We start from the raw sequence: 11,828 nt of genomic DNA, 5'->3' as shown, positions 1-11,828 counted from the left end.
ACTGAATGAACCGGAGCGTCAATGCCGGATGGTCGCACCCTCACCCTGCTGCGAAACCCGGACATCCGCCGGCTGCTCGCGGCGCTCGCCGCTTCCCGGATAGGCGATTGGGCCTTCAACACGGCGCTGATCGCCGTGGTCTACGAACGGACCCACTCGGCGTCGTGGCTCGCCGCCACCGCGGTCGCGCGCATCGGCCCGGTCATCCTGCTCGGCCCGATCGGCGGATCGCTCGCCGACCGCTACGACCGGCGCCGCCTGCTGATCGCCGCCGACCTGTACCGGGTGGCGCTGATGGCGGCCGCCGCCTACGTCGTCGCCGCCGGGCTGCCCGTCGCCCTGCTCCTGCTGTGCACCGCGCTGACCACGGCGGCGTCCGCGCCGTTCGACACCGCCCTGGCCGCTCTGGTGCCCGCGCTGGCCGGCGAGGACCGGGTGACCGCCGCCAACGCGGCCCGCGCCGGCGTCACCGAGGTCAGCTCCGTGCTCGGCCCGCTGGTGTTCGCCATCGGCTACGGCCACCTGCCCGACGCCGGCCCGTTCCTGGTCAACGCGGCCAGCTTCGGAATCTCCGCCGCGTTCCTGGCGCGGCTGAGCCGGGTCGCCGTGGCGCCCGCCGCCGGCGAGCCGGAACCGCGGCGGTCGCTGCTGCGCGACGTGGTCGTCGGCTGGCAGGCGATCCGGGGCCGCCCGGCGATCTGGCGGCTCGCCGGAGCGGACATCCTGGAGAGCGCCGTCTTCGGCGCCCTGACCGTGCTGCTGCTCCTGCTCAGCCAGCGCGTCACCGGCGGCGATGCCGCCTACGGCACGCTGATGGCGGCGACCGGCGTCGGCGGCGGCCTCGCGGCGTTCGGCACCGCCTGGCTCGGCCGCCGGTTCCGGGCCGTGCCGCTGGTCCGGATCGCCCTGTTCGCTACCGCGGTACCGCTGTTGCTGCTCGGCGTCCTCACCGACCGGCTCACCGTAGTCGTGGCGGCGGTCATGGCCGCGATCCTCGGCGGCGCCAACGTGGTCGCCGAGATCCAGTGCGACTCGGTCCTGCAGACCCAGCTCGACGACGAGGTCCTGGGCCGCGCCTTCGGGCTGGTGCTGCCCGCCTGCATGCTGGCGGCCGTCGCCGGGACCGCGGCCGCGCCGGCCCTGGCCGCGGCCCTCTCCCTGCCCGGCGCGTTCCTCCTGCTCGGCGTGCTGGTGATGGTCTACGTGCCGGTCGCCACGCTCCGGCCGCCGGTCGTCTCGGCGACCGACCGCGGTCGGGTGCGGGACATTGCCGACGCGGGCTGACCCTGCACGGTGTCATGCCGGGTCCGGGGGATGGGACATGACCACCACGAGTGGGCGACGAGAAGATCACCCTGGAGGCCCAGGAGCCCACCCCGCTGTTGGTCCGGACCGCGACCCAGACTGGCCGACCCCGGGTCGGGCGCCGGACGAAGCCGCAGGCGGCCGGGCCCGGCCCGGCGAAGCGCCGCCGGCGGTTCCCGCGGTTCGGCCGCCGCCCGGGACCGCCGGGATCGTCAGCGCACCGGCGCCTTCCGGCCGGAGCGGGTCAGCCGGCGGCGCAGCCATCGCTCGGCCGGGCGCTCCACGACCGCGAACAGCAGGCTCGCCACCGCGACCGAAACGGCCAGGACGCCGGCCGCGAGCGCCGGCCAGCGGCCCGGAGACAGCGGCCGGCCGCCGCCGAGGGCCGCGGCGAGCAGCTTGATGACCGACGCGTGCACCAGGTACAGCGCGAAGGAACGCTCGCCGAGCCACACGAGCGGGCGGCACCGCAGCAGGGTCCGGCGGCGATCGAGGTCGGCGCCGGCGGCCACGGCGATGAGGGCCAGGAACGCCGGCAGCAGCGCCGAGTCGGCCAGCACCCGCGGGATCTGGCCCTCGCTGTCGCGCGGCGCGAGCCAGGCGACCGCCGCGTACACCACCACGACGGCGGCCACCGGCACGGCGATCGGCCAGTGCGGCCGCCACCCGCGGCGGATCGCCACCGCGAGCCCCATGCCGAGCATGAACTCGCCGATCCGGTAGGCGGGGTTGAGGTACAGCAGAAAGCCCCACGCGGTGTCGGGCACGACCGCCACGACGGCGAGAGCGCCGATCACCAGCGCTGCCACCACCAGCGCGGCGGCGCGCCTCAGCCGGGCGGCCGGCCACGCCGCGGCGCCGATCAGGAACGGGAACAGCGCATAGAAGAACGCCTCGGCCGACAGCGACCAGGACGGCCCGTTGAACGCGTAGTGCCAGCTCGGCGGCGGAGCCCAGACATGCACCAGGAGCAGGACCAACGGCAGCGCGGCCCACACCGGACGGACACCGGCGACGTACGCCACCACGATGGCGGCGAGGGTGACGACCGCGTGCGCCGGCCAGATCCGGGCGAACCGCCGCGCGTAGAAGTCCCACCGGGAGTCGACCGGGCGGGCCGACCAGGTCAGGACGAAGCCGGACAGCGCGAAGAAGAACGACACGCCGGTGTATCCCAGCTCGGCCGCGCCGCCGACGGCGCCCACGGTCGGGAACGTCCCCTCGACGTGCACGGCGACCACACCGACTGCGGCGAAGAAGCGCAGGCTGGTCAGCGAGTCCAGCCGCGGCCGGTCCGGTTCACCGCTGACCGACAGCATGGAAGCACCCCCGTTGGCATACGCCCGATTAATACCTTATCGAGGGTTCCGTACGAGGAGAGGACGATTCCTGCCGCTGATCGGAGGGCGGACGGACCGCAGCCAGGAGGAAGAAGATCCACATCAGGCGGGAGTCGTAGTAGTCGCCGGAGAAGAGACCCGCGCACCCGATGAGGATGCCGCAGCTGGCGGCGGTCCTCGCCTCCAGGGAACGCCGCCGGTACGGGACGCGGGCGTACTCCCGGCGCAGGGCGATGAAGGCGGCGATCAGGAGCATCACGCCCACTACGCCACCCTCGGCGGCCACCGCCAGGGGCAGGTTGTGGACGTAGATCCCGGCGCTGCCCACGTTGGCGCTGACCGAGAAGCCGTGTACGCCCACGCCGAGGACGGGGTGCTCGTAGAAGACCTCCAGGCCCTTCTCGTAGAGGACGTCCCGGCCGGACGTGTAGTGCTCCTTCAACGTGGCGACAGCCAGGCGGTTCTGGGACAGGGCCACCACGGTCGGGCCGAACACGGACCACAGGGCGGCACACATGACGGCGAACAGGACCAGCGGGCGGATGAACCGGCGGGTCCCGAGGATCCGCCAGAGCCGGGGCAGGGCCACGCCGGCGGTGATGCCCAGCGCGGTCAGGCCGCCACGTGAGCCGGAGCCCAGGGCACCGACCAGGAACGGGGGCACGCCGATGAGCCAGATCAGGCGGTCGCCGTCACGGCAGTAGAGGTACACGGCGGCCAGCATGCCGAGGATCATGACGCGGACGAAGACGTTCGGTCCTCCGCCGAACGCGGCCCAGCGACCGCTGGCGGTGTGGCCTCGGCCGGACGCGGCGTACAGAAAATAGAGCCAGGCGGCGCCGTACAGGCTGGTCAGGGTGATGCGGATGACCCGATCGCCGTCCCATTCGGCGAGCGCGGCGTAGACGCACACCAGGACCGTCTCGGCCACCAGATCGGTCAGGACGTCGTTGATGACGGCGCCGGGCGGGGCCCACGACGCGGACAGCATCTGATATCCGAACAGGACCAGGACCGGATGCAGGCAGCGCCGGGTGCCGAGCGCCGCACCGAGCCTCGTCACCCGGGAGCCGGCCCGGCGGGAGGCGGCGGTGGCCTCCAGGACGAAGGACATCACCACCGCGGAGAACAGCAACACGCGCGAGTCGTTGAGCACCGGGATGGTCAGACCGAGCCGGTCGAGCGTGAAGTGCCCGGCCAGCGTCGTCACGAACGCGAGGCCGATGACCACGAGAGTCGGCCGGGGCTGGTCGGCGGCGCCGGACAGTTCGATGCCGGACGGGTGAGCGCCAGCCATTGCGCCGAGCATAACGACGCCGGCACCCCGCCGGCGGCGACTTCACGAAGTGCGAACTGCCCCCGGGCATCAGCGAGCGGCGAGGACGGTCGCCGCGAGCAAATTACCTGGCAGAAACAGTCTGTTACGTACGGGCAATTGTTCGGCTCGATGTGTGTCGTTAGGGTCCTACGGCATCTGAAGCCGACACGCAAGCCCTAGCGCAGCCGGTATGACGGGGAGTAGACACACGATCACGGGCGCTTCCACCGCGCCTGGGCTAGTACAAGATCAAAGAGAGGGGCAGCGGTCATGACCGACGTCGTTCGCGCCGCCCTCGTCCAGACGACCTGGACGGGCGACAAGGAATCGATGATCAAGGCGCACGAGGACTATGCCCGCGACGCCGCCGCACAGGGCGCCAAGGTGATCTGCTTCCAGGAGCTCTTCTACGGCCCGTACTTCTGCCAGGTGCAGGACGCCGCCTACTACGAGTACGCCGAGTCCATCCCCGGCCCGACGACCGAGCGCTTCCAGGCGCTGGCCGCCGAGCTCGGCCTCGTGATGGTGCTGCCGATGTACGAGAAGGAGCAGGAGGGCGTCCTCTACAACACCGCCGCCGTCGTCGACGCCGACGGCAAGTACCTCGGCAAGTACCGCAAGCACCACATCCCGCAGGTGAACGGCTTCTGGGAGAAGTTCTACTTCCGCCCCGGCAACCTCGGCTACCCGGTCTTCGACACCGCGGTCGGCAAGGTCGGCGTCTACATCTGCTACGACCGGCACTTCCCGGAGGGCTGGCGCGAGCTCGGCCTGGGCGGCGCGCAGATCGTCTTCAACCCGTCGGCCACCAGCCGCGGCCTCTCCAGCTACCTGTGGCAGCTGGAGCAGCCGGCCAGCGCGGTCGCCAACGAGTACTACATCGGCGCGATCAACCGGGTCGGCATCGAGGAGCTGGGCGACGACGACTTCTACGGCCAGTCCTACTTCGTCGACCCCGAGGGCAAGTTCGTCGGGGACGTCGGCGACACCCACAACCCCGAGCTGATCGTACGGGACCTCGACCTCGGCCTGATCAAGACGGTGCGCGAGCGATGGCAGTTCTACCGCGACCGCCGCCCGGAGTCCTACACCCGGACGGTGGAGCTGTGAGCATCCTGATCAAGGGCGGCACCGTGGTCACCCCTACCGGACCCATCGAGGCCGACGTGGTCGTCGAGGGTGAGAAGATCGCGGCGCTGGTGACGCGCGGTTATGGATTCTCCGAGCCGTCCGAAGGACCAGGCTTCGGCAGCAGCACAGCGGTCGTCGACGCCACCGGCAAGTACGTGATCCCGGGCGCCATCGACGGCCACACCCACATGCAGATGCCGTTCGGCGGCACCGAGGCCAGCGACACCTTCGACACCGGCACCCGGGCGGCGGCGATCGGCGGCACCACCACGATCGTCGACTTCGCGATCCAGCGGTACGGCGAGGTCGTCCAGGACGGGCTGGCCGCCTGGCACGCCAAGACCGCCGGCGAGTGCCACATCGACTACGGCTTCCACATGATCCTGGGCGGGGTCGACGACGACTCGCTCAAGGCCATGGACCAGCTCGTGGCGAGCGAGGGCATCACCAGCTTCAAGCTGTTCATGGCGTACCCGGGCGTCTTCTACTCCGACGACGGCCAGATCCTGCGGGCGATGCAGAAGGCGCGGGAGAACGGCGCCCTGATCATGATGCACGCCGAGAACGGGCCGGCCATCGACGTCCTGGTGAAGCAGGCCCTGGAACGCGGCGAGACCGACCCGGTCTACCACGGCATTACCCGGCCGCAGGAGCTCGAGGCGGAGGCGACCAGCCGGGCCATCTGGCTGGCGAGCGTGGCGGCCGACTGCCCGCTCTACATCGTGCACCTGTCCGCGTCGAAGGCTCTCGAGCAGGTCCGCAACGCCCGCGACCTCGGCCGCAACGTGTTCGCCGAGACCTGCCCGCAGTACCTCTACCTGACGCTTGAGGACCAGCTGGGCGCGCCCGGCTTCGAGGGCGCCAAGTGGGTCTGCTCGACGCCGTTGCGCAGCGGCAAGGAGAGCCACCGCGCCGATCTGTGGCAGGGGCTGCGCACCAACGACCTCTCGGTGGTCTCGACCGACCACTGCCCGTTCTGCATGAAGGACCAGAAGGAGATGGGCATCGGCGACTTCTCCAAGATCCCGAACGGGATCGGCGGCGTCGAGCACCGCGTCGACCTGCTCTACCAGGGCGTCGTCGACAAGAAGCTGTCGCTCGCGCGCTGGGTCGAGACGATCGCGACCACGCCGGCCCGGATGTTCGGCATGTACCCGAAGAAGGGCATCATCGCGCCCGGCTCGGACGCCGACATCGTGCTCTACGACCCGAACGGCCGCACCCGGATCAGCGTCGAGACCCACCACATGAACATGGACTACTCGGCCTGGGAGGGCTGGGAGATCGACGGCCGGGTCGACACGGTCATGTCCCGCGGCGAGGTCATCGTCGCCGGCGGCGAGTACCAGGGCCGGAAGGGGCGCGGCAGGTACGTCCCGCGCACGCTCTCCGAATATCTGGTGTAGCCATGGACATCGGTGTGGTGCTCCAGAACGACCCGCCGGCGAGCAAAGTCGTCGAGCTGGCCAGGAAGGCGGAGGCGGCCGGCTTCAGCCACGTGTGGACGTTCGACTCGCACGTGCTGTGGCAGGAGCCGTTCGTCATCTACTCCAAGATCCTCGACGAGACACGGAAGATCACGGTCGGCCCGATGGTCACCAACCCCGGCACCCGGGACTGGACCGTCACCGCCTCGCTGTTCGCCACCCTCAACGAGATGTACGGCAACCGGACCATCTGCGGCATCGGCCGGGGCGACTCGGCGTTGCGGGTGCTCGGAGCGCAGCCCCAGACGCTCGGACAGCTCCGCGAGGCGGTGCAGGTGATCAAGGCGCTCGGCAACGGCGGGAAAGTGACCCTGCGCGGCCGGGAGCTGCAGTTCGCATGGGCGCCGGAGAGCCGGCTCGAGGTGTGGGTCGCCGCCTACGGCCCGAAGGCGCTGGCGCTGACCGGCGAGGTCGGCGACGGCTACATCCTGCAGCTCGCCGACCCGGACATCGCGGCCTGGATGATCGGGGCGGTGCGGCGGGCGGCCGAGCGGGCCGGCCGCGACCCGATGGCGATCAAGTTCTGCGTGGCGGCGCCGGCCTACGTCGGCGACGACCTGGCCCACCAGCGGGAGCAGACCCGGTGGTTCGGCGGGATGGTCGGCAACCACGTGGCCGACATCGTGGCCCGCTACGGCGCCGACGGCACGGTGCCGCAGGTGCTGACCGACTACATCAAGGGCCGCGAGGGCTACGACTACGCCGAGCACGGCCGGGCCGGCAACACGCACACCACGTTCGTGCCGGACGAGGTGGTCGACCGGTTCTGCGTCCTGGGCCCGGTCGAGAGCCACCTGAAGCGCCTGCACGAGCTGCGCGACCTCGGCGTCGACCAGTTCGCGGTCTATCTGCAGCACGACAACAAGGAGGAGACACTGGCCGCGTACGGGTCACAGATCATCCCGGCGATGACGTGAGGCGGACGCTGCTGGTCCTCGCCGGCGTCGCCCTCTTCGCGCTGCTCTGGGAGGGCTACAAGGCGGTCGGCAACCCCGACGGCACGGTCCTGTTCGGGGTGCGGGTGCTGCCCCGCGCCGACGACCTCTCCATGCCGCACCTGTGGACGGTGCTGCAACGGCTCGGCCGCCCGGAGCTCACGGGCGGCCGGCCGGTCTGGATCGTGGTCGTACAGGCGTGCCTGTTCACGCTCGGCATCACGGCCGTCGGTTTCCTGGTCGGCGCCGCGGTCGGGCTTCTGCTGGCGATCGCGATGCAGCGCTTCCGGATCGTCGAGCGCGGGCTCCTGCCGTACGTCATCCTCTCCCAGACCGTGCCGCTGGTCGCGCTCGCGCCGTTGATCGCCGGGTGGGGCGGGACCATCATGCCGCCCTGGGCGACGGTCGCCGTGATCGCCGCCTACCTGGCGTTCTTCCCGGTCGCCGTGGGCATGCTGCGCGGGCTGCAGTCGCCGGCCGCGAGCGGCGTGGAGCTGATGCACAGCTACGCGGCGGGCTGGTGGCGGACCCTGGTCAAGCTCCGCTTCCCGGCCTCGCTCCCCTATCTCTTCCCGGCCCTGCGCCTGGCCGGGGCCGCCGCCGTGGTCGGCGCCGTGGTCGGCGAGATCTCCACCGGCACCCGCGGCGGCATCGGCCGCCTGATCATCGAGTACTCCCGCGAGGCCACCAGCGACCCCGCGAAGGTCTACACCGCGATGCTCGGCGCCGCCCTGCTGGGCCTGGTCGTCGCCGGCGCCGTCAGCCTGCTCGAGCTGCCGCTGATGCGGCACCGGCGCCACGTGGAGGTGGTGACACTGTGAGTGCCGTCGTCGTGGACAAGGTGACGAAGGTCTTCAACCAGGGACGGCCGGACGAGGTGACCGCGCTGTCCGAGGTGGAGCTGGTGGTCGGCGACGGCGAGTTCGTCTCGCTGATCGGCCCGTCCGGCTGCGGCAAGAGCACGCTGCTGCGCCTGGTCGCCGATCTCATCGAGCCGACCTCGGGGACGGTGTCGGTGGCCGGCAAGGACGCCGGCCGGGCCCGCCGCGACCAGGACTACGGCATCGCGTTCCAGCAGGCCGGCCTGTTCGAGTGGCGGACCGTGCGGCGCAACGTGGAGCTCCCGCTCGAGCTGCGCGGCATGGCCAAGAATGAGCGCCGGGCCCGGGCCGACGAGATGCTGACGCTGGTCGGGCTCCAGGATTTCGGCGGGCACTACCCGGCCCAGCTCTCCGGCGGCATGCAGCAGCGGGTGGCGATCGGCCGGGCGCTGGCCGTGCAGCCGCCGCTGCTGCTGATGGACGAGCCGTTCGGCGCCCTCGACGAGATGACCCGGGAACGGCTGCAGGCCGAGCTGCTCGGCATCTGTTCCCAGACCGGCACCAGCACCGTGTTCGTCACCCACTCGATCTCCGAGGCGGTGTTCCTGTCGAACCGGGTGGTGGTGATGTCGGCCCGGCCCGGCCGGATCGTCGCCGCCGTCGACGTCGACCTGCCGGTCCGCGACGAGGCGGCCCGGCAGTCGGAGAAGTACTTCGAGCACGTCACCGCCGTCCGGCAGGCGCTGCGCGGGGTGCCGGCCTCGAGCGCGTCATGAGGCGCGTCCTCCCGCCGGTGATCGTCGGCATCGTCGCGATCGTCGCGTGGCAGCTGACCGTGACCCTCGGCCGGATCGCCCCGTTCATCCTGCCGGCGCCCAGCGCGATCTGGTCCGAGCTGGTCGAGCAGCGCCGCAACGTCTTCCAGGCGGCGCTGGCGAGCGGCGAGAACGCGCTGATCGGCCTGGTCCTCGGCGGGGTCGCCGGGGTGCTGATGGCGATGGCGGCGAGCCGGTTCCGGCCGCTCGCCGACGTGTCGATCCCGTTCGCGGCCGTGGTGAGCGCGCTCCCGATCATCGCGCTCGCCCCGATCCTCAACAACATGTTCGAGACGACCAGCAGCATCCCGCGCCGGCTGGTCGCCGCGATCATCGTGTTCTTCCCGGTCTTCCTCAACACGCTGCGCGGCCTGCGCGAGGTCGACCCCATCCATCAGGAGCTCATGCGCACGTACGCTGCGAGCGGCTGGACCTTCGCCCGGAAGGTGCGACTGCCCGGCGCCCTCCCCTACGTCTTCACCGGGCTGCGGCAGGCGTCCTCGCTGGCGGTGATCGCGGCGGTCGTCGCCGAGTACTTCGGCGGGCTGCAGAACGGGCTCGGCTCGCGGATCACGTCGGCGGCGGCGTTCACCGCGTACCCCCGGGCCTGGGCCTTCGTGGTCGGCGCCTGCCTGCTCGGGCTCGTCTTCTACCTGACCACGCTTCTGCTCGAGCGCCTGGCCATGCCCTGGCGCGCACGCCTCATCGCCTGATCCCCCGGGAGGTTCGTCAATGCGCAAATTCCAGATATTTACCGCTATCGCCGCCACATCCACTCTCCTGCTGGCCGCCTGCGGCACGGCCGACGAAGCGAAGACGCCGGCGCCGGGCGGCAGCGGCGGGGCGCTGACCCCGATCAAGCTGCAGCTGCAGTGGTTCTACCAGGCCCAGTTCGCCGGCTACATCGCCGCCGTCGACCAGGGCTTCTACAAGGAGCAGGGCCTCGACGTGCAGCTGCTCGAGGGCGGCGTCGACATCGTCCCGCAGACCGTGCTCGCCCAGGGCAAGGCCGACTACGCCGTCGCCTGGGTGCCCAAGGCCCTCGCGTCGCGCGAGCAGGGGGCCGGCATCACGGACGTCGGGCAGATCTTCGGGCGCTCCGGCACGTACCAGGTCGCCTGGAAGAGCTCGGGAATCACCTCGCCCGCGCAGTTCAAGGGCAAGAAGATCGGCAACTGGGGCTTCGGCAACGAGTTCGAGCTGTTCGCCGGCATGACCAAGGCCGGCCTCGACCCGGGCAAGGACGTCACCCTGGTGCAGCAGCAGTTCGACATGCAGGCGCTGCTCAAGCACGAGATCGACGCGGCCCAGGCGATGAGCTACAACGAGTACGCGCAGCTGCTGGAGGCCACGAACCCGCAGACCGGCAAGCTCTACACCGCCGACGACTTCTCGATCATCGACTGGAAGCAGAACGGCTCGGCCATGCTGCAGGACGCGGTGTGGGCCAACACCGAGAAGCTGAAGGACGCGAACTACCAGGCCCAGACGGTCAAGTTCCTGCTCGGCACGATCAAGGGCTGGGCGTTCTGCCGGGACAACCCGGAGAAGTGCCGGGACCTGGTGGTGGCCAAGGGCTCGAAGTTGGGCAAGAGCCATCAGCTGTGGCAGATGAACGAGGTCAACAAGCTGATCTGGCCGGCCGCCGGCGGCATCGGCGTGGTCGACGACGCGGCCTGGAAGCAGACCGTGGACATCTCGATGACCACCAAGAACCAGACCGGCGACACCGTGCTGAAGAAGGCGCCGGAGGGTCAGGCGTACACCAACGACTACATCAACCAGGCGATCACGCAGGCCAAGGCGGCCGGGATCGACGTCAACGGCACATCCTTCCAGCCGCAGACCGTGACCCTGTCGGCGGGCGGGGCCTAGAGCGGGATGAGCCGGGCGGCGAGGGCGACCGCGATCAGGTCGCCCTCGCGCAGCTTGGCCGCGGCCTGGGGCTCGCCGAGTCCCTCCAGGCGGTAGGCGGAGGCGTCGATCAGGTCCGGCTCGCCGTTGAGCAGCCGGCGGGCCATCCGCGCCTGGGCCGGCGACAGCTCCGCGTACGCGCAGTTGTCCAGGGCCGCGATCGTGTCCTCGTCGAGCGTGCCGGCCATGGCCCGCTCGTTGACGATCTTCAGCAGCCAGGTCGGCCACCAGCCGTACTTGCCGACGATCTGACCGGTGCGGACCGCGGCCGCCGGGACCTGGCCGGCGTTGAGCAGCTTGACCGTCAGACTGATGTCGAAGTGCTCCAGGCGCAGCGCGCTCACGAAGGCCCGCAGCAGCGGTGCCGTGCCGACGAACGTCTCGGCCTCGGCCGCCGCCTCGGCCCAGTCGCCCTGAAGGCAGCGGCACAGGGCCCAGGTCTCGGCGATGCCGGCGTCCTCGCCGGTGGACCGCTCCTCGAGCCGCTCGACGGTGGCGACCAGGCGCTGGACGCCCTTCTTGGCCCGGGCGGCGAGCTCCTCGCTCGACGGCTTGTTCAGGTGCCGGATGACGATCTCGGTGGCGATCTCGGCCTCGCGGCGCAGCAGCGCCGACGCGATCTTCGGGATGATCTCGTCGCTGAGCGTCTCGGCCACCAGGGCCGCGTCGAAGCGGTCGGAGACCTCCGGGAACTGCGCCCACCAGGAGGCCGGGTGTCCCCGGTGCGGCGTCTCCAAGGTGTGCGTCTCCACGCTCATGTCA

General features: G+C 70.9%; 11 protein-coding genes. 8 read left to right on the top strand and 3 right to left on the bottom strand.

Annotated elements, in window-relative coordinates:
- Positions 1 to 21 precede the first annotated feature (21 nt).
- Positions 22 to 1,284 (top strand): MFS transporter, encoded by a 1,263-nt coding sequence (locus tag ACQP2F_RS22760; protein ID WP_433307159.1) that lies wholly within the window; start codon positions 22 to 24, stop codon positions 1,282 to 1,284.
- 233 nt (positions 1,285 to 1,517) lie between these two features.
- On the opposite strand, the gene ACQP2F_RS22755 is transcribed toward ACQP2F_RS22760, so the two are convergent.
- A complete protein-coding gene (locus tag ACQP2F_RS22755) occupies positions 1,518 to 2,624 on the bottom strand; it encodes an acyltransferase family protein (RefSeq protein WP_433307158.1) in 1,107 nt (368 codons plus the stop codon).
- 28 nt (positions 2,625 to 2,652) lie between these two features.
- Entirely contained in the window at positions 2,653 to 3,942 is a 1,290-nt protein-coding gene (locus tag ACQP2F_RS22750) for an O-antigen ligase family protein (RefSeq protein WP_433307157.1), read from the bottom strand.
- A gap of 291 nt (positions 3,943 to 4,233) precedes the next feature.
- Between ACQP2F_RS22750 and ACQP2F_RS22745 the strand changes: the two genes are divergently transcribed.
- Genes ACQP2F_RS22745 through ACQP2F_RS22715 form a run of 7 tightly spaced genes read left to right on the top strand, consistent with a single transcriptional unit; the run spans position 4,234 to position 11,027 of the window.
- The gene (locus ACQP2F_RS22745) at positions 4,234 to 5,073 is read left to right on the top strand and encodes a nitrilase-related carbon-nitrogen hydrolase (protein ID WP_433307155.1); all 840 of its coding nucleotides are present in this window, start codon (positions 4,234 to 4,236) and stop codon (positions 5,071 to 5,073) included.
- Positions 5,070 to 6,500 (top strand): dihydropyrimidinase, encoded by a 1,431-nt coding sequence (gene hydA / locus ACQP2F_RS22740; protein ID WP_433307153.1) that lies wholly within the window; start codon positions 5,070 to 5,072, stop codon positions 6,498 to 6,500. The genes ACQP2F_RS22745 and hydA overlap by 4 nt, the downstream gene beginning before the upstream one ends.
- Positions 6,501 to 6,502: 2 nt before the next feature.
- A complete protein-coding gene (locus tag ACQP2F_RS22735; RefSeq protein WP_433307150.1) occupies positions 6,503 to 7,498 on the top strand; it encodes a TIGR03842 family LLM class F420-dependent oxidoreductase in 996 nt (331 codons plus the stop codon).
- Positions 7,495 to 8,337, top strand: a complete 843-nt coding sequence (locus ACQP2F_RS22730) for an ABC transporter permease (RefSeq protein ID WP_433307148.1) — start codon at positions 7,495 to 7,497, stop codon at positions 8,335 to 8,337. The genes ACQP2F_RS22735 and ACQP2F_RS22730 overlap by 4 nt, the downstream gene beginning before the upstream one ends.
- Entirely contained in the window at positions 8,334 to 9,113 is a 780-nt protein-coding gene (locus ACQP2F_RS22725) for an ABC transporter ATP-binding protein (protein WP_433307147.1), read from the top strand. The genes ACQP2F_RS22730 and ACQP2F_RS22725 overlap by 4 nt, the downstream gene beginning before the upstream one ends.
- On the top strand, positions 9,110 to 9,865 hold the full coding sequence (locus tag ACQP2F_RS22720) for an ABC transporter permease (protein ID WP_433307146.1): 756 nt from the start codon (positions 9,110 to 9,112) through the stop codon (positions 9,863 to 9,865). The genes ACQP2F_RS22725 and ACQP2F_RS22720 overlap by 4 nt, the downstream gene beginning before the upstream one ends.
- A gap of 19 nt (positions 9,866 to 9,884) precedes the next feature.
- Positions 9,885 to 11,027 carry an ABC transporter substrate-binding protein gene (locus ACQP2F_RS22715; RefSeq protein WP_433307144.1) on the top strand — a complete coding sequence of 381 codons (1,143 nt, stop codon included), beginning with the start codon at positions 9,885 to 9,887 and terminating at the stop codon, positions 11,025 to 11,027.
- Here the strand turns inward: ACQP2F_RS22715 and ACQP2F_RS22710 are convergent.
- Complete coding sequence (locus ACQP2F_RS22710) at positions 11,024 to 11,824, bottom strand: hypothetical protein (protein ID WP_433307142.1); 801 nt, start codon at positions 11,822 to 11,824, stop codon at positions 11,024 to 11,026. The two genes, ACQP2F_RS22715 and ACQP2F_RS22710, sit on opposite strands and share 4 nt — an antisense overlap.
- Between the last annotated feature and the right edge of the window lie 4 nt (positions 11,825 to 11,828).

Source organism: Actinoplanes sp. CA-030573 (assembly GCF_050951115.1).
In the GTDB taxonomy this organism is placed as follows: Bacteria; Actinomycetota; Actinomycetes; order Mycobacteriales; family Micromonosporaceae; genus Actinoplanes.
Note: the sequence above shows the minus strand (reverse complement) of the source record. Positions and strands in the feature narration are given on the sequence as shown.

What these genes read in the sequence shown, in the direction of transcription:
- ACQP2F_RS22745 (WP_433307155.1), top strand. Translation starts at nt 4,234, where the DNA reads ATGACCGACGTCGTTCGCGCCGCCCTCGTCCAGACGACCTGGACGGGC.
- ACQP2F_RS22760 (WP_433307159.1), top strand. Translation starts at nt 22, where the DNA reads ATGCCGGATGGTCGCACCCTCACCCTGCTGCGAAACCCGGACATCCGC.
- ACQP2F_RS22710 (WP_433307142.1), bottom strand. Translation starts at nt 11,824, where the DNA reads ATGAGCGTGGAGACGCACACCTTGGAGACGCCGCACCGGGGACACCCG.
- ACQP2F_RS22735 (WP_433307150.1), top strand. Translation starts at nt 6,503, where the DNA reads ATGGACATCGGTGTGGTGCTCCAGAACGACCCGCCGGCGAGCAAAGTC.
- ACQP2F_RS22715 (WP_433307144.1), top strand. Translation starts at nt 9,885, where the DNA reads ATGCGCAAATTCCAGATATTTACCGCTATCGCCGCCACATCCACTCTC.
- ACQP2F_RS22755 (WP_433307158.1), bottom strand. Translation starts at nt 2,624, where the DNA reads ATGCTGTCGGTCAGCGGTGAACCGGACCGGCCGCGGCTGGACTCGCTG.
- ACQP2F_RS22750 (WP_433307157.1), bottom strand. Translation starts at nt 3,942, where the DNA reads ATGGCTGGCGCTCACCCGTCCGGCATCGAACTGTCCGGCGCCGCCGAC.
- ACQP2F_RS22720 (WP_433307146.1), top strand. Translation starts at nt 9,110, where the DNA reads ATGAGGCGCGTCCTCCCGCCGGTGATCGTCGGCATCGTCGCGATCGTC.